Raw genomic sequence first — 16163 nt, forward strand, 5'->3', positions numbered from 1 at the left:
TTTATCTGGAGTCCACCTCACTATGTCCTCCTTACCCCCCGATATGCCGCGCCTGCGTGGCGTGCTTTCCCCCGTTCTTACGCCGTTCAACGCCGACTACACGCCGTCGGCGCCGCGGTTCGTGGCGCATTGTCGAAACCTGGTAGAGCAGGGCGTCGGCCTGGCCGTGTTCGGCACCAACTCCGAGGCGAATTCACTCAGTGTGGCGGAAAAACGCGCATTGTTGGACGCCTTGCTGGAAGCCGGCCTGCCTGCCGCCCGCATGATGCCCGGCACGGGCGCCTGCGCGTTGCCGGATGCCATTGAGCTAACGCGCCATGCCGTGTCGGCGGGCTGCGCCGGCGTACTCATGCTGCCGCCGTTCTACTACAAGGGCGTCAGCGATGAGGGACTGTACCGCGCGTACTCTCAAGTCATCGAACAAGTCGCCGACGATCGGTTGCGCGTGTACCTGTATCACATACCACCCGTCGCCCAGGTCGGGATCAGCCTGGCGCTGATCGAGCGCCTATTAAAGGCCTATCCCAACAACGTCGCCGGTATCAAGGATAGCTCTGGGGACTGGACGAATACCGACGCCATGCTCAAGCAGTTTCAACCTCAGGGCTTTGACGTATTTGCCGGTAGCGAAACGTTCTTGCTGCAGACGCTGCGGGGCGGCGGAGCAGGGTGCATCACTGCCACGGGCAACGTGAACCCCGGTCCGATTGCCGCGCTGTATCGCGAATGGCAAAGCGGCCAGGCCGACGACCTGCAACAGGGCCTGGATGCCGTACGGGCGATCTTCCAGCAATTCCCGATGATCCCCGCCATGAAAGCAGCCATCGCACAGCGCTCGGGCGATGAAGGATGGGCCACTGTGCGCCCGCCACTCGTTGAGCTGACGGCCGCACAGCGCGATGCGTTGGAAACCGGCCTGACCGCCGCGCAATTCGACATCCCCGGGGTCCAATCCCTGGCCTTGCCCAAGTGAGTCACGGGCCTCAAATAAAGGTCATAGGGAATCACTCGGAATAATCACCCCCCTGGCGATGTCCGTCCCGGATGGCAGCGAACGCAAGTACTGCCGTGGGATCTGCAGTTTCCCGGTCAACTCCCGGGCGGCGCGTCAGGGCCAGAAAGGGTCAAACAGCAGCAGGCTTGCGCTGGCGATGCTGTCTTGCGGCACGGTTCCTTCCTGGCTTAACGCGGGTATCAACGAAATCGTAAATTTTCTCTTGTCAGCTGCGATACGGAAGTGCAGCCCATGAGCTTCATATCCCGTTCGATCTCGGTGCGCAGTTGGCCCAAGGCACGCTCGACACCCGCCTGTCCGGCCGCGGCCAGCGGGTAGAGATAGTATCGACCGACACCGACCGCCTTGGCGCCCAGGGACAACGCTTTCAGTACATGCGTGCCACGCTGTATCCCGCCGTCCATCATGACGTCGATCCTGTCGCCGACCGCGTCGACGATCTCGGCCAGTTGGTCAAAACCCGAACGGGATCCATCCAATTGACGTCCACCATGATTGGACAAAACGATGCCCGTGCAGCCAATGTCGACGGCGCGCCTGGCGTCCTCGACAGACATGATGCCCTTAAGGCAAAACTGACCATCCCAGCGTTGAACCATATCGGCCACATCCGTCCATGTCATCGCGGGGTCAAGCATTTCAGTGAAATATCGACCGATAGACATGGCGCCGCCACTCATGTCGACATGCTCCTGCAACTGGGGCAACTGAAAGCGCTCGTGGGTCACATAGTTGAATCCCCAGGCCGGTTTCATGGCGAATTGGGACAACCCTGCGAGATTCAGTTTGAAGGGAATCGAAAACCCGGTGCGCAGATCACGCTCACGGTTGCCGCCCGTAATGCTGTCGACAGTCAACATCATGATATTGACGCCGGCCTCTTTGGCGCGTTGCATCATGGCCTGGTTCAGGCCACGATCCTTGTGAAAATAGAACTGGTAGACCTGCGGACCGCTGTATGTCTTGCGGATCTCTTCCAGGCTGACCGTGCCCAGCGACGATACGCCGAACATGGTGCCAAACTTCGAGGCCGCCTCGGCGACTGCGTGTTCGCCTCTGTGATGAAACAAGCGCTGCAGCGCGGTGGGTGAGCAATACACCGGCAGCGCCAGCTTTTGCCCCATCACCGTCACCGAAAGATCCACATCCCGCACGCCGCGCAACACATTGGGCACCAGGTCACACTGCTCGAAGCTTGCCGCGTTGCGCCGCAGCGTGACCTCATCGTCAGCCGCACCATCGATGTAATTAAAAATCGGGCCGGGCAGCCGGCGTTTGGCCAACGCGCGAAAATCATGAAAATTGTGGCAGTCTTTCAGGCGCATGTTCTCAAGTCCCAGGGTAACGGGTTTGTTCTTTTTATATTGTGCCTGAAACTCAATCCCGCGCCTCGATAACCCTGGCCTGACGCAAGGTAGGGCGCGGGAACCACGCTACTTATCGTTAGTCTACCCGCGCACCGGACTGCACAACCAACGGCACCCACTTATCGATATCCGTCTGGATAAATTGACCGAACTGGGCCGGACTGTCATCCCTGAACACTTCATACCCCAGCCCTTGCAGTTTGCGGTGAAATGCGGGCTCGTTCATGACCGTGCGCACCGCTTGATTCAAACGTTCTACGACTGCGTCTGGGGTACCCGCCGGCGCCAGAATCCCGAGGTCGACCGAAATCACGTATCCCGCCACGCCTGCTTCAGCCATGGTGGGGACGTTCGGCAATAGCGATGATCGTGCCTCGCCCGTCGTGGCAAGTGCTTTCAGCTTCCCGTCGTTGACCAGTCCGGACACACTGGGCGTATTGTAAAAACCGAAATTGGTCTCACCGGCCATGACCGCCGTCACCCCCTGAGGCGCGCCACGATACGGAATATGCGTAGCCTTGGTGTCCGCCAACGCTTTTAAGTACTCGGAGGACAAATGATGGGTCGTACCGTTGCCGCCAGACGAAAACGTCAATTTTTCCGGCTGTGCCTTCATGGCCGCGACCAAAGCCTTCACCGAATCGTATGGACTATCCGGCTTAACAATCAGGACGTTGGAAGCGCCGGCAAGATACGCCACCGGCTTAAAGTCCTTCTGAGGATCATAGGGAAGGGATTTGAACAATCCCTTATTGATTGCCCACGTATTATTCGACCCCATCACCAGCGTATAACCATCCGGATTCGCGTTCGCCACATATTGCATGGCGATCAACCCGCTGCCACCTGCCTTATTATCTACAATCACGGTTTGCCCAAGCTGCTTGGACAATCCGGGTTGAATAGCGCGGGCAAGAATGTCCGCGGTACTGCCTGCAGCGAGTGGAATAACAAGTGTGATTGGGCGAGACGGATAGGTCTGTGCATGCGCCGAAAATACACCCCCGGCCAAAGCGGCCAGGCATACCCCTAATATTTTTTTCATAATGGCTCCGACGGTTGGTGCTGATGGGAAATACACTTAAGCGTATTCATTGGCGAGCGTCGACCATAGAGCGCTCAACCTATACCATCATGACGTCGCGTTATACGCCTTGTGCTTGGCGCATCTCTGCAATCGTGGCCCGCACCACGCCCGCGAACGCCCGCGCCGCGGGCGACAAGGGGAAATTGGCCAGTCTCACGATCGAGATCGGCCACTCCAGCTCGGGATTGCGTAGGGGAATACCCCGAATGCCGGCTGGCATATGACTAGCAGCGATCCGCGGCATCATTGCAACGCCCATCCCCGCCTGAATCATGCCGACCGCCGTTGAAACCAGAACGACCCGCTGCTCGACACAGGGATAGATATTGGCCGCAATTAACTTGCGGCTGATCGCCAACCACGCCGGCGAATTGGGATTGAGTTGAATACAGGGCAACTCGGCAAGCACTTTCGCCTCAACGCTGCTGCGGCGAGCCAACGGATGATCCTCGCGCATGAACAACGAGACACCGCTGTCCCAGACGGTTTCTACGAGGATTTTTGAATCTTCGGGCACCAGGACAGCGCCTATTCCGATATCTGCTTCTTGTGATAGCAGCTTGATCCGAATCTGCTCCGCCATACAGTCCATCACGCTCAACTCGATCTCGGGATGTTTTTTCTGAAATCGATACAAGATCTGCGGCAATAAGGTCGCGGCGCTGACATGGCCTACGGCAATGCTGACGGAACCCGCCTTCAATGTGGCCAAGTCCCGGCATTCGCGCAGGACATTGTCGATCGATAGAATTGCGCGCCTTGCAACGTCGGCCACCGACTGGCCCTGCGCCGTCAACTGGATCTCACGTCCGCGTACCACCAGCGTCTGGCCGACCTCGGCCTCCAGCCGTCGGATCAGATGACTGATGGATGGCTGTGACATACCCAATTGCTCGGCCGCGCCTGTAAAGCTTGCCGTCTCGGCGACCGATACCAGTGCACGAAGCTGCCGTAGCGAAACGATATCAACAGGATCTTGCATAACGTGATGTCATACCGAAATAGCCTATATACCATAGGAGCATGAGTAGGCGGGCGATAGCATTGGAGGTAATCATCGTTACCGTAAAACCGTCTTCTCTTTGCGAGGCCGCCATGCCGCATTCCCAGTACGCCCGCCACCTCATGGGTTCCGCCACCATCACCCCGACCGGAGAGTTCGAGGCGGGGAGTTTCGGTTGCTTTACCCTGACCTATACGGCGGGCTACTTCGGTATTGACGACACAGGTTCGCTCAAAATCGTCCATCGTTTTGCGAGCGACATGGGAAAGCCCCAGTTCGACGATCCCAAGGGCTGGAACTATACAACCGTAGAAGCCAGCAACGGCGCCATTTTGCAAATCGAATACGACGGTAAGCGCAACATCCGCCCGTGGGACAAGACCTTGTTTATTCGCGTCGTGCGCGGCTATCTGGAAGAGGGCGACCAAATCGTCGTTCGTTTTGGAGACACCCGCCAGGGGTCTCCCGGCATGCGCGTACAGACGTTTCACGAGCCCAGCTTTGAGTTCCGGGTGCTGGTGGACGCCTTCGCGACCTACCACTACGTAGAACTGGAATCGTCACCCACCATCTCCGTTATCGCTGGGCCACCGGTCGCCTATAAAGCCCTGTTGCCAAGCCTGGCCAAGCAAGGCGAACCCATACGCCTGGGATTTAAGGGCGAAGACAAATGGGGCAACCCCTCGCATCGCGCCGCCGGTAACTACAATCTGCGGGCGAATCTCGCGGTCACCGGACTACCGGAATCCTTCTCCATGAAGGACGGCGAGTACGCAACAGCCATCGATGGGCTAACTCCAGTAGAGGAGGGTGATCTGGAAATTCAGGTGCTTCTGAACGGCGTTGTCGTTGCACGCAGCACGCCATGCCGCGTCGTGAGTCAACTTCAACGCCGCCACTACTGGGCGGACCTTCACGGCCAATCCGAAGAAACGATCGGCACCAACTCAGCTGAAGATCTGATCACTTTTGCACGCGACCGAGCCTTCCTTGATGTCATGAGCCATCAGGGCAATGATTTCCAAATCACGACAGAATTCTGGGAGCATTTAAATACGCTGACGGCGAAATATAACGAAGACGGTCGCTTCATTATTTTTCCCGGGTACGAATGGTCAGGCAATACCGGCCTAGGTGGTGACCGTAATGTGATGTACTTGAAAGAAGGCCGACAAATACATCGCTCGTCGCACGCATTGATCGATGATCTGACGGACATCGATAGCGATTGTAATAGTGCCGCGCAACTCTTTGACGCGCTGTCGGACGAAGAGGTCGTTGTCTTCGCCCACATCGGTGGCCGCTACGCCGACATTACCTTGTCGCACGATGCACGAATTGAACGATCGGTAGAAATCCATTCCGACTGGGGCACATTCGAATGGCTATTAGAGGACGCATTCAAGCTAGGTTACCGGGTAGGGATTCTCGCCAATAGTGATGGGCACAAGGGTAGACATGGCGCCAGCCACCCAGGCGCGTCGCTCTTTGGCGCCTACGGCGGACTCAGTTGCCTGATCGCGGACGAACTCACCCGCTCGTCTATTGCGGAGTGCCTGCGGCAGCGCCGCCATTACGCGACCACCGGGTGTCGTGCCTATCTAGATGTCAAAGCGCATTTTGATACGCCGGCCTCCCAATGGTCTGACGATCCTAAGATGGGTCTGCCCGTCACCCAGCGCACCGTGAATAGCGCCGATATGGGATCCATTCTGTCCTATGACGGCGATACCGTTGAGTTCGAGTTCGATGTGGCAACCCATGGGGCCATCGAAAGCATCGAGATCCGCAATCTCATGGAAGTCGTGACGACGATACGTCCATATGGTCAAGCAGATCTTGGAAACCGCATTCGCATGATTTGGGAAGGGTCGGGTTATCGTGGGCGAGGGCGACAGACCGTTTGGGACGGCGACGCCACACTAGAAGACAATACGTTTATTGATCCTCGGCCCATCAACTTCTGGAACCTGGACAAAACACTGGATCAACTGACGCCCGAACATCTTCAGTGGAAATCCCTGACGACAGGCGGCTTCAGCGGGATCGACGTCAAGCTAAAAGACGCACAGGCCGGCGTGTTAAAGGTGAAGACGCCGTTGATCGATGTTGCCGTGTCCGTGAAAGAGATCGGCCTGGAGCCCATCGTCCATGAAAATGGCGGGATTAAACGACGCCTCCATATTTACCGCCTGCCTAATGAAAACAAGGTCACTCATATACGCCAACGCGTGCGCGTGCCCCTGCACACAGGCAAGGACAATGCGATCTATGTGAGAGTGACAACCGAAGACGGCTTCTTTATCTATTCAAGCCCGATCTACATCGAGAAGAACAAATAGCCGTTGATCTCAGCATAAGGACAGTAGGTAAAGACGCACCGCCATCATTTCTGTCCCGTTTAACGCGTCGCCATGGTGAAACCGCCATCCACCACGATTTGCTGTGCGGTAATGTAGCGAGCTTCGTCGCTGGCCAGAAACAGCACCGCATGCGCAACGTCCCACGCATCTCCCATTCTGCCCATGGGAACCTGGCGGTGGCGATGCGCGACAAAGTTATCCAAATCGCCACCGGCATATTTGTTCGCCAGCCGCTCAACGAGTGGCGTAAAAATCAGGCCGGGCACGACCGAGTTCAAACGGATATTCTTTTCGGCGTAGATCACGCCCGTGGTCGCCGTCATTTGCATCAGGGCCGCTTTTGCCGAAGCGTAGGCGACCTGGGGTTTGCCGATATAACGCAGACCGGCGACGGACGATACATTGATGATCGAGCCGCCGCCCTGGCTTTCCATGACCGGAATGACGTGTTTGCAACAGAGAAACGCCGACGTGAGATTTACCTGCAACTGCTCGTTCCAGACGTCTTCATCCATCGTGACGGGATCGCCGGGTTCCGATCTGCCTACGTTGTTGACCAGCACATCAATGCGTCCGTACGTTGCCAGACAATTGGCGACCATGTCAGCGATATCGGCCGAACGCGTGACATCGCATGACTGCACGGTCGCCGTTCCGCCTTCCTCGTCAATGATGTCGCGCGTTCCTTGTGCGGCATCCAGGCTGAGGTCGCAGCCATAAACGGTCGCTCCCTGTCGTGCCAACATCACTGCCGTGGCTTTGCCGTTTCCCCAACCACTTTCTATCGTGCCGCAGCCCGTTACCAAAGCGACTTTGCCATCCAGCCTGAACATGTTTTCACCTTTTCCTGAGACAGGGCACAAGATTACTCTCAAGTCGGGTAAACGATAAATTCACGCTAACCAAAATGGTCGGTCATTTTCGGTCTGCGGCCGGACTCCCTCAATCGACAGACAGATTCAGCTTCTTGATCCATTCGCCAAAGCGCTTGATCTCGGACTGATAGAACGCTTCCAGCTCCTCGGGGGTGCGATAGGTGCCCTCGGCCGACTGTGCATCCAGGCTCTTTTGCACGGCGGGATTAGCCAGCGCTGCTTTGTTTGCCGCGTTCAGTTGCTGAATCACAGGCTCGGGCGTGCCGGCAGGGGCGAAGAGGGCATACCACTGTGAAAACTCAATTCCCGGAAAACCGACCTCTGCCATCGTCGGCACATCAGGCAGTGCCCGCGTGCGTTTGGGGTGTGCAACGGCCAGGATCTTGATCCGGCCGGAGGCTTGTTGCGAGGTCGCTGACGCCGTGCCGACAAAGGCGAGATCGACCTGACCCCCCATGGCGTCGACGACCGCGGGGCTGTCGCCCTTGTAGGGGACATGCACCATGTCCAGGCCGCTCTCGGCTTTAAACGCCTCGCCCGTCAGATGACCGGTTCCGCCGACGCCGCTGCTGCCGAACGACAAACGGTGCGTTTTGCCGTATTCGCGCAGTTCATCGACGCTATTGATCCCCAGGCTGCTATTGACCACCATCACGATGGGTACGGAGCCCACCATGGCGACGGGGCTGAAGTCCTTGCTGGCGTTGTAGGGCTGCTTCTTGTACAGCGTGGCATTTGTGCCGTGCGTCGCGCTATTACCCATCAGCAACGTATAGCCGTCCGGCTTGGCCTTGGCAACATAAGCCGCGCCGATCATGCCATTGGCGCCGCTCTTGTTGTCGACAACGATATTGGCTTTGAGCTCCTCGCCCATATAGCGTGCCATCAGGCGCGTCAGGTAATCGTTAGCGCCGCCAGCGGCATACGGCGAGATGAACTCGATAGGACGGTCGTTGGGATATTGCGCCATCGACGGCTGGCAAATGCCGACGGCGAGCATTGCGATTCCAAGACCGCGAACGAGTTGATTCCTGAGAGGGCGGAAGTGCAGCATGAGCGTGTCTCCTTAAATAGTGCGCATCATCATTGTTGTTCTGAGTCGTGCATGATTCGACTCGTGTTGACCGCAGTCTAAGCGGGGGTCCATACCCCCGGATCACTTCACGCACAGGATGCGCAGTTTCAAGTCCACGTTATGGAATACCTGGGAAAGGTCGCACTTTCCCTGAGGCACGCGTGAAAATTATCCACTGTAAGTCCGCATATTGGACGCCCGGTGTTGGACACTATGTGTGCGTGCCACCGCCCGTTAAATCACCGCCAGGGTGGGCATGGCATAGGGGACGCGGTCTTGATCCACGTATTTGCGCAACTCGGCTTCGATCAAGGCGATGGCATCGCTGAGACAATGCACCACCATCTCCAGGCGATTGTTGCCCAGACGCGATGCCAGGGTCGAGACGCTGACCCCCGCTGCGGGCGTGCCATCCGGCGAGCGGATCACCATGCCCACCGAATGCACGGGCGGTTCGTCCATGACCTTGGTCGTCGCGTAGCCACGGCGACGCGTGCTTTCGATACTGGCGCGCAAGGCTGCCTCGGTGAAACGTGGGTTCTTGCGGCGGGTGCGCTCGACATTGATGCGGCAGACGCGATCTATTTCGTCGTCGGGTAACGCACTGAGCAGGGCCAGACCACTGGCCCCCACATTCAACGGACGATGCCGTCCGACGTCATGCACAAACATCTTGATCGGAAACGAGCCATCCGAGCGGGCGACACAAATGCCGTCAAACCCCGACCGTACCGTCAGGAACACCGTATCGCCCGTGTGTTCGGCGATGGCGTCCAGATGGGGCAAACAGATATCACGCATGGCGACTTTAGGCGCAGCGGCCAGGCCGAGCTCGTAGGCGAACGTCCCCAAGTAGTAACGTTTGCTTTGGGCATCTTGGTGGACCATCTTTTCCGCAACCATGCCCTGCAGCAACCGGTGCACGGTGGGCCGCTCCAGCCCGGTGCGACGGTACAGTTCGACCAGACGACTGCCCGCACGATTGTTCCCAGCAATGATGCGTAGCAGCGCGATGGCGCGTTGCAGCGATTGCGTGCCTGCGGCGGGCTGCACGATTTTTTGCTTCGAATCCGTCACGAGGGTCTCCTTGTCGTTCTGCGACATCCATCAATAGTCTACATAATGGACATATCTGTCTGCCAAATTGTGCCCTTGTTTCCTATAGGAATATATCAAGAGTTCATAATACGGACTCGTTTTCTCTCTCATCGAATCGACCCGCGCCCAGCCCAGGACTAAAACCCCGCAACATACAAGCCTTCGAACCTTGTACGGAAACGCCGTCGTGGATGATCAGGAACTGATTACGCAGACAGAGGCCGGGGTGCTGTGGCTAACGCTCAACCGCCCGGCTCGGCACAACGCCCTTAGTCCGACGCTCTACGAGGCGTTGCTGGAGACCTTGGCGGCCGCGGCGACCAATACGGCCATTGGCGCGGTCGTACTGACCGGCGCGGGTGCGAGCTTTTGCGCGGGGGGCGACGTGGCACGCATGAGTCGGTCATCTGAGGCACAGAAAGCCTCCGAAGCCGAACGGGTGGCGGCGCTACGCCGGCGTACCGGCATCGTTGAGATCCTGCACAGCATGCCCAAACCCACCATCGCGATGATGCGTGGGGCCGCCGTGGGTGCAGGGCTTTCATTGGCATTGGCGTGCGACCTGCGCTACGGCGACACGTCCGTGCGCATGCGCACCGGTTTTGCGAACGTCGGGGTGCCGGGCGATTTTGGCGGCCATTACTTTCTGCCCCGCATCGTTGGCCCGGCCAAGGCGCGGGAGCTGTACCTACGTTCTCCCATGTTGTCAGCGGCACAAGCCACCGAGCTGGGGCTGTTGCATCAGGCGTTCGACCCTGAGCAACTGGCCTCCGAGGTCACCGACATTGCGCAGGCCCTGGCCCGAGGCCCACAACCCGCCATTGCCCATATCAAAGCCAACTTGAACGACGGCCTGACATTGAGTCTGGCCGACATGCTCGATCGAGAGTGCGTGCGTCATGTCCAGTGCGTCGACAGTCCTGATCACAAGGAAGCCGCACGCGCATTTGTGGAAAAACGTCCTCCCAACTTTCAACACACATAAAGGAGTGTCATGTCTACACTATGTGAAGGCCGCGTCATCATCGTGACGGGCGCGGGCCGTGGGATTGGCCGCGAATACGCGTTGCAGTTGGCCCGTGAGGGCGCTCGTGTCGTCGTCAATGATCTGAGTGTGTCGCGCTCCGGCGAAGACACCGACGAAAGTACGGCCGAATCGGTCGTGCGCGAGATCATCGACGAAGGAGGGCAGGCCATTGCCAATCACGAAAACGTGGCCGATTTCGCGGGCGCCAAGCGTATGGTTGACGCGGCGATCGAGCACTTCGGTGCCTTGCATGGCCTGATCAACAACGCCGGCATTCTGCGCGATCGCACGCTTTGCAATATGACCGAACAAGAGTGGGACGCTGTCATCAATGTCCACCTGAAGGGTGCCTTCGCCCCTACCCATCATGCCGCCGCCTATTGGCGTAATCAGCACAAACTGACGGGTGAATCCACTAACGCCCGCATCATCAACACCTCGTCATCGTCGGGCCTGTACGGCAACATCGGCCAGATCAACTACGGCGCGGCTAAAGCCGGCATCGCCGCCATGACGATCATCGCCGCACGCGAACTCAAGCGCTATGGCGTGACAGTCAACGCCATCAATCCGCACGCGCAGACACGGATGACCGAGGGCATACGCGAACGCTCCGCCGAGGAAATCGCGTCGCGTCACCCTCGCTGGATCGCACCCGCTGTCGTCTGGCTGGCCAGCGCGGACAGCCAGGACGTGACCGGCCGTATATTTGAGCTAGGTGGTGGCCATTTGGCGGCCATGGAAGGGTGGCGCCGTGGCCCGTCGGCCGAACCGATGGATGACGTCACCGCCATCGGCCCGGTCATGCGCGATCTCGCCCACAAGGCGCGTCGCAATGTCGATATGAAAGGCCATGATCTTGACTGAACCGAGGACGTGTCGTGATAGATAAGCGTGTAAGTTCATTGGCCGATGCCGTCGCCGGCATTGAGGATGGGGCCGTCATTCTGGTCGGGGGCTTCGGATCATCCGGACGCCCGGCAGACCTCATGGAAGGACTGTTGGACCGCGGCGTCAAAGACCTGACGATTGTGGCCAACAACGCCACCGTGGGCGACGACGTCGTCAGCGAATTGATGAGCGCTGGCCGCATTCGCAAAGTGGTGTGCTCATTCCCGCGCGGCCTGAAAGGCCGTACGGTATTTGACGAATTGCACCGTACCGGCAAGATCGAGCTCGAACTGGTGCCACAGGGCACATTGGCCGAGCGCATCCGCGCCGGCGCGGCAGGCATCGGCGGGTTTTTCACGCGCACGGCAGCCGGCACGCGCCTGGCCGAGGGCAAGGAAACGCGCGTCATTGACGGCCAGACTTATGTCCTGGAAAAACCCATCAAGGGCGATGTCGCGTTAATCAAGGGGCTGCGCGGCGATCGCTGGGGCAACCTGGTCTATCACCGTGGCGCGCGTATCAACAACCCCGTCATGGCGGGCGCGGCCAAACTGGTCGTCGCACAAGTGCGAGAGATCGTACCGTTAGGGGCGCTCGACCCCGAACACATCATTACGCCGGGTGTTTTTGTGGATCGTCTAGTGGAGGTGTCCAATGAACGTAAAGCTTAGTCGTCAGGACATTGCCTGCGTCGCGGCCCACGATATCCCGGATGGCGCGTGCGTCAATCTGGGGATTGGATTGCCCACGCTCATCGCCGACTATGTGCCGGCCGACCGTGAGTTGATGCTGCATAGCGAACAGGGCCTGTTGGGCCTGGGCCCCGTGCCCGCACCGGGCGAGGAAGACTACGACGTCATCAACGCCGGCAAATCCCCGGTCACGCTCCTGCCAGGCGCATCCGTATTCAGTCACAGCGACTCGTTCCTGATGATACGTGGCGGCCATATTCAGATCGCCTGCCTGGGGGCCTTTCAGGTGGCGGAGAACGGCGACATGGCTAACTGGACGGTTGACGCGCCAGGCCAAATTCCCGGCGTAGGTGGCGCCATGGATCTCGCGGCGGGCGCCGAGAAAGTGTGGGTATTGATGGAACACTGCACCAAGGATGGCCAGCCACGCATCTTGACGCAATGCACCTATCCCTTGACCGCGCCCGAGTGCGTGGATCGTATTTACACCGACATTGCCGTCATCGACGTCACCGACAAGGGGCTTGTCGTCAACCGCATGGCCGACGGGTGGACACTCGAGGCGCTGCAGGCCGTGACCGGTGCCGCACTCACGCTGGCGCCAGACTGGTCGGTCTATCGCAAACCCAACGCATCAGGAGCATAAGTTGCAAACCGCAATTACCCGTTTACTCGGCATTGAGCATCCCATCGTACAAGGGGGCATGCAATGGGTAGGGCGTGCCGAACTGGTCGCCGCCGTCTCAAATGCCGGTGCCCTGGGCGTCCTGACGGCCTTGACTCAACCCGGCCCCGAAGCACTACGGGCCGAGATCGCACGTGTACGAGAGATGACGGATCGCCCGTTTGGCGTCAACCTGACCTTTCTGCCGACGCTCAAGCCCGTACCCTACACCGAGTATCGTGACGCCATCATCGAATCGGGCGTCAAGATCGTCGAGACCGCCGGCAACAACCCGAGCGAACATATGCCGGCCTTCAAGGCCGCCGGTGTGCGCATCATTCACAAATGCACCACGCCGCGCCATGCGCGCAAGGCCCAGGAGATCGGCGTGGATATCGTCTCGATCGATGGCTTTGAATGCGCGGGCCACGTCGGCGAAAACGACATCCCCGGACTGATCCTGATCCCGGCCACCGTCGAACAAGTCACCATCCCCGTGATCGCATCGGGTGGCTTTGGGGATGCGCGGGGCCTGGTCGCGGCGTTGGCCCTGGGTGCCGAGGGCATCAACATGGGCACGCGCTTTATGTGCACCCAAGAATCCCCGGTGCACCACGCCATTAAGGAAGCTATCACGCGCTCGAGCGAAACCGATACGCGCCTGATCCTGCGTAGCCTGCGCAACACCAGCCGGGTCTGGAAAAACGCCCTGTCAGGCGAAGTCGTCAGCCTGGAGAAGGTGGGGGCGGGCATTGATCAGATCGGCCCGCTGGTCGCGGGTGCCAAGGGGCGTGGCGTCTATGAGAACGGCGATGTCGAAGGAGGAATCTGGACCGTGGGCATGATCCAGGGTCTCATCCAGGACATCCCCAATTGCCGCGACCTGGTAGGCCGTATCATGGATCAGGCGCATTCCTTGATTTCCGGACGCCTGTCGTCTCTTGTTGCCTAACGCAAAGGAAAGACTATGTTGACGCTAGATACGCCTGATGATCTCGAAGCCTACGTGGGCAAAGTCCTCGGCCAGTCAGAATGGGTGGAGATCACCCAGGAAATGATTAACGATTTTGCCCGGCTCTCGGGCGACCACAACTGGATTCATATCGACGTCGAACGCGCCCGCCGCGAACTGCCCGACGGCAAGACGATTGCCCACGGCATGCTGACGTTTTCGTTGTTGACAGGCATGGGCGGAGAAATCGTCGCCGTCCGCGAACGGGGCCGTGGCATCAATTATGGTTCGAACAAAGTTCGCTTTACCTCGCCCGTACAGGTGGGCTCCCGCATCCGTCTGGAACGCAGCCTGATAGCGTTTGAACGCATGGACGGCGCCGTTCGCCTGACCTATGGCAACACTATCTACCGCGAGGGCCAAGACCGCCCCGTCATGATCGCCGAGACCTTGAACTTGATGTACGAAAAGGGCAAATAATGGAAATTCAGACGGAAGACATATCGCGCGATGGCGTACCGTACGCGCGCTATGTCGCGCACTTAAGGGCAGGCGAGTTGGCCTATCAATTCAGCCCCGTCGCCGAGCGTGCGGTCTTTTTCCCGCGCGTGCGTTGCCCGTATTCGGGCCAAGACTGCCTCGAATGGCGACTCAGCGCCGGCCTGGGCACCGTCTACAGCACGTCGGTGGTACACCCGCGTAAAGGCGACCCGTATAACGTGGCGCTGATCGATCTCGACGAAGGTTTTCGACTGATGAGCCGCGTCGTGACCGACGATCCCATGCAGGTCAGTATCGGCCAACGCGTCCGCTTTCAAGCCGCAGCCCAAGAGGGTCTGGATGACCCGATCCCCGTTTTCGTATCCCTGGAGTCCCGCCAATGAGCACCGATTTCCGACCCGGTCGTGCCGTCGTCGTGGGCGCCGCCGAATCCGACCTGGGCGCTGTGGGCGAAGCCTATTCGGCCATGGACCTGATGGCGCAGGGCGTCTATCGCGCGCTGGATGACTGCGGCCTGTCCATCAACGAGGTAGATGGCCTATTCTGCGCGACCTCGCAGAGCCGCCTCGCAGGCCTGGCCCTCGCCGAGTACCTGAATCTGCCCGAAGCCTATATCGACTCAACGTCGACCGGCGGCTCCTCGTTCATGGGTCATCTCGTGCGGGCCGAGGCAGCCATTGCGGCAGGTTTATGCGAGGTCGCTGTCGTTGCCTACGGCAGCACACAACGCTCGCTAGGCCGCAAAAACACCAGTCAAGCGGAATGGAATCCCTACGAATCCCCATTCAAGCCGTTCCTTCCGCCGACCGCCTATGCCCTGGCCGCCGCCCGTCACATGCACGAGTTTGGCACCACACGAGAGCAACTGGCCGACGTCGCGGTCGCGGCTCGCCAATGGGCGCTGATGAACCCTGTCGCCTGGGAAAAAACCCCGTTGACCGTTGACGAGGTGCTCTCGTCGCGCATGATCAGCTACCCGTTGACGATCCGCGATTGCTGCCTGGTCACCGACGGTGGCGGCGCCGTCGTGCTGACCACGCCGGCTCGCGCCAAGGCACTCAAACACTCGCCTGTCTACTTGTTGGGTTCGGGGCATTGCACCACGCATCAAACGATTTCGAACATGCCCGATCTGGTGAACACCGGCGCGCGCATCTCGGGCTCGACCGCCTATGCCCAGGCCGGTTTGACGTCCTCCGATATCGACGTGGTGGGGCTATACGACGCGTTCACCATCAATACGATTCTGTTTCTCGAGGACTTGGGTTTCTGCGCCAAAGGCGAAGGCGGTACGTTCGTCAGCGGCGGACGCATTGCGCCCGGCGGTACGCTGCCGGTCAACACCAACGGCGGCGGCCTGTCGTACTGCCATCCGGGCATGTACGGGATTTTCCTGTTGATCGAGGCCATCCGCCAATTACGCGGCGAATGCGGCAAACGCCAAGTCGACGGCGCAGAAGTCGCATTGGCCCATGGGAATGGCGGTGTACTGTCGTCGCAGTACACCGTGATCTTGGGAGGGGCGTCGACGGTGTAGGGGGGGGCAGGCTAGC

The 16163-nt window shown here is 59.1% G+C and carries 16 protein-coding genes; 10 read left to right on the top strand and 6 right to left on the bottom strand.

Annotated elements, in window-relative coordinates:
* Positions 1–22: 22 nt before the first annotated feature.
* Positions 23–973 (top strand): dihydrodipicolinate synthase family protein, encoded by a 951-nt coding sequence (locus ACYVDM_RS12800; protein WP_415785227.1) that lies wholly within the window; start codon positions 23–25, stop codon positions 971–973.
* Positions 974–1194: 221 nt separating this feature from the next.
* Here ACYVDM_RS12800 and ACYVDM_RS12805 read toward each other — a convergent pair whose 3' ends face one another.
* The 3 genes from ACYVDM_RS12805 to ACYVDM_RS12815 form a co-directional block, all read right to left on the bottom strand.
* Positions 1195–2340 carry an alpha-hydroxy acid oxidase gene (locus tag ACYVDM_RS12805; protein ID WP_415785225.1) on the bottom strand — a complete coding sequence of 382 codons (1146 nt, stop codon included), beginning with the start codon at positions 2338–2340 and terminating at the stop codon, positions 1195–1197.
* A gap of 118 nt (positions 2341–2458) precedes the next feature.
* Positions 2459–3427, bottom strand: coding sequence for a Bug family tripartite tricarboxylate transporter substrate binding protein (locus tag ACYVDM_RS12810; RefSeq protein WP_415785223.1), 969 nt, complete (start codon positions 3425–3427; stop codon positions 2459–2461).
* Between the two features lie 100 nt (positions 3428–3527).
* Positions 3528–4451: a LysR family transcriptional regulator gene (locus tag ACYVDM_RS12815; RefSeq protein WP_415785221.1), complete on the bottom strand. Its 924-nt coding sequence runs from the start codon at positions 4449–4451 to the stop codon at positions 3528–3530.
* Between the two features lie 113 nt (positions 4452–4564).
* Between ACYVDM_RS12815 and ACYVDM_RS12820 the strand changes: the two genes are divergently transcribed.
* A complete protein-coding gene (locus ACYVDM_RS12820) occupies positions 4565–6814 on the top strand; it encodes a DUF3604 domain-containing protein (RefSeq protein WP_415785219.1) in 2250 nt (749 codons plus the stop codon).
* Between the two features lie 59 nt (positions 6815–6873).
* On the opposite strand, the gene ACYVDM_RS12825 is transcribed toward ACYVDM_RS12820, so the two are convergent.
* The 3 genes from ACYVDM_RS12825 to ACYVDM_RS12835 form a co-directional block, all read right to left on the bottom strand.
* Positions 6874–7668 (bottom strand): SDR family NAD(P)-dependent oxidoreductase, encoded by a 795-nt coding sequence (locus tag ACYVDM_RS12825; RefSeq protein WP_415785217.1) that lies wholly within the window; start codon positions 7666–7668, stop codon positions 6874–6876.
* Between the two features lie 109 nt (positions 7669–7777).
* A complete protein-coding gene (locus ACYVDM_RS12830) occupies positions 7778–8764 on the bottom strand; it encodes a Bug family tripartite tricarboxylate transporter substrate binding protein (protein ID WP_415785215.1) in 987 nt (328 codons plus the stop codon).
* Between the two features lie 255 nt (positions 8765–9019).
* Complete coding sequence (locus tag ACYVDM_RS12835) at positions 9020–9862, bottom strand: IclR family transcriptional regulator (RefSeq protein ID WP_415785213.1); 843 nt, start codon at positions 9860–9862, stop codon at positions 9020–9022.
* Between the two features lie 247 nt (positions 9863–10109).
* Here ACYVDM_RS12835 and ACYVDM_RS12840 point away from each other — a divergent pair, with 247 nt between their 5' ends.
* The 8 genes from ACYVDM_RS12840 to ACYVDM_RS12875 are packed head-to-tail and all read left to right on the top strand — an operon-like array spanning position 10110 to position 16147.
* Positions 10110–10868 (top strand): enoyl-CoA hydratase-related protein, encoded by a 759-nt coding sequence (locus ACYVDM_RS12840; RefSeq protein ID WP_460475418.1) that lies wholly within the window; start codon positions 10110–10112, stop codon positions 10866–10868.
* A gap of 9 nt (positions 10869–10877) precedes the next feature.
* A complete protein-coding gene (locus ACYVDM_RS12845; protein ID WP_415785209.1) occupies positions 10878–11777 on the top strand; it encodes an SDR family oxidoreductase in 900 nt (299 codons plus the stop codon).
* Between the two features lie 14 nt (positions 11778–11791).
* On the top strand, positions 11792–12472 hold the full coding sequence (locus tag ACYVDM_RS12850) for a 3-oxoacid CoA-transferase subunit A (protein WP_415785207.1): 681 nt from the start codon (positions 11792–11794) through the stop codon (positions 12470–12472).
* On the top strand, positions 12456–13139 hold the full coding sequence (locus tag ACYVDM_RS12855; protein WP_415785205.1) for a 3-oxoacid CoA-transferase subunit B: 684 nt from the start codon (positions 12456–12458) through the stop codon (positions 13137–13139). The genes ACYVDM_RS12850 and ACYVDM_RS12855 overlap by 17 nt, the downstream gene beginning before the upstream one ends.
* A gap of 1 nt (position 13140) precedes the next feature.
* Entirely contained in the window at positions 13141–14109 is a 969-nt protein-coding gene (locus tag ACYVDM_RS12860; protein WP_415785203.1) for an NAD(P)H-dependent flavin oxidoreductase, read from the top strand.
* Positions 14110–14124: 15 nt separating this feature from the next.
* Positions 14125–14589 carry a MaoC family dehydratase gene (locus tag ACYVDM_RS12865; RefSeq protein ID WP_415785201.1) on the top strand — a complete coding sequence of 155 codons (465 nt, stop codon included), beginning with the start codon at positions 14125–14127 and terminating at the stop codon, positions 14587–14589.
* Positions 14589–14993 (top strand): Zn-ribbon domain-containing OB-fold protein, encoded by a 405-nt coding sequence (locus ACYVDM_RS12870; RefSeq protein WP_415785199.1) that lies wholly within the window; start codon positions 14589–14591, stop codon positions 14991–14993. Before ACYVDM_RS12865 ends, ACYVDM_RS12870 begins: the two co-directional genes overlap by 1 nt.
* Positions 14990–16147 (top strand): thiolase, encoded by a 1158-nt coding sequence (locus ACYVDM_RS12875; protein WP_415785197.1) that lies wholly within the window; start codon positions 14990–14992, stop codon positions 16145–16147. The genes ACYVDM_RS12870 and ACYVDM_RS12875 overlap by 4 nt, the downstream gene beginning before the upstream one ends.
* The last annotated feature ends 16 nt before the right edge of the window (positions 16148–16163 follow it).

This window comes from Bordetella tumulicola, assembly GCF_054779135.1.

Excerpts from the sequence above, each read along its gene's own strand:
- ACYVDM_RS12800 (WP_415785227.1), top strand. The coding sequence starts at position 23 with ATGTCCTCCTTACCCCCCGATATGCCGCGCCTGCGTGGCGTGCTTTCC.
- ACYVDM_RS12805 (WP_415785225.1), bottom strand. The coding sequence starts at position 2,340 with ATGCGCCTGAAAGACTGCCACAATTTTCATGATTTTCGCGCGTTGGCC.
- ACYVDM_RS12810 (WP_415785223.1), bottom strand. The coding sequence starts at position 3,427 with ATGAAAAAAATATTAGGGGTATGCCTGGCCGCTTTGGCCGGGGGTGTA.
- ACYVDM_RS12815 (WP_415785221.1), bottom strand. The coding sequence starts at position 4,451 with ATGCAAGATCCTGTTGATATCGTTTCGCTACGGCAGCTTCGTGCACTG.
- ACYVDM_RS12820 (WP_415785219.1), top strand. The coding sequence starts at position 4,565 with ATGCCGCATTCCCAGTACGCCCGCCACCTCATGGGTTCCGCCACCATC.
- ACYVDM_RS12825 (WP_415785217.1), bottom strand. The coding sequence starts at position 7,668 with ATGTTCAGGCTGGATGGCAAAGTCGCTTTGGTAACGGGCTGCGGCACG.
- ACYVDM_RS12830 (WP_415785215.1), bottom strand. The coding sequence starts at position 8,764 with ATGCTGCACTTCCGCCCTCTCAGGAATCAACTCGTTCGCGGTCTTGGA.
- ACYVDM_RS12845 (WP_415785209.1), top strand. The coding sequence starts at position 10,878 with ATGTCTACACTATGTGAAGGCCGCGTCATCATCGTGACGGGCGCGGGC.
- ACYVDM_RS12855 (WP_415785205.1), top strand. The coding sequence starts at position 12,456 with ATGAACGTAAAGCTTAGTCGTCAGGACATTGCCTGCGTCGCGGCCCAC.
- ACYVDM_RS12865 (WP_415785201.1), top strand. The coding sequence starts at position 14,125 with ATGTTGACGCTAGATACGCCTGATGATCTCGAAGCCTACGTGGGCAAA.
- ACYVDM_RS12870 (WP_415785199.1), top strand. The coding sequence starts at position 14,589 with ATGGAAATTCAGACGGAAGACATATCGCGCGATGGCGTACCGTACGCG.
- ACYVDM_RS12875 (WP_415785197.1), top strand. The coding sequence starts at position 14,990 with ATGAGCACCGATTTCCGACCCGGTCGTGCCGTCGTCGTGGGCGCCGCC.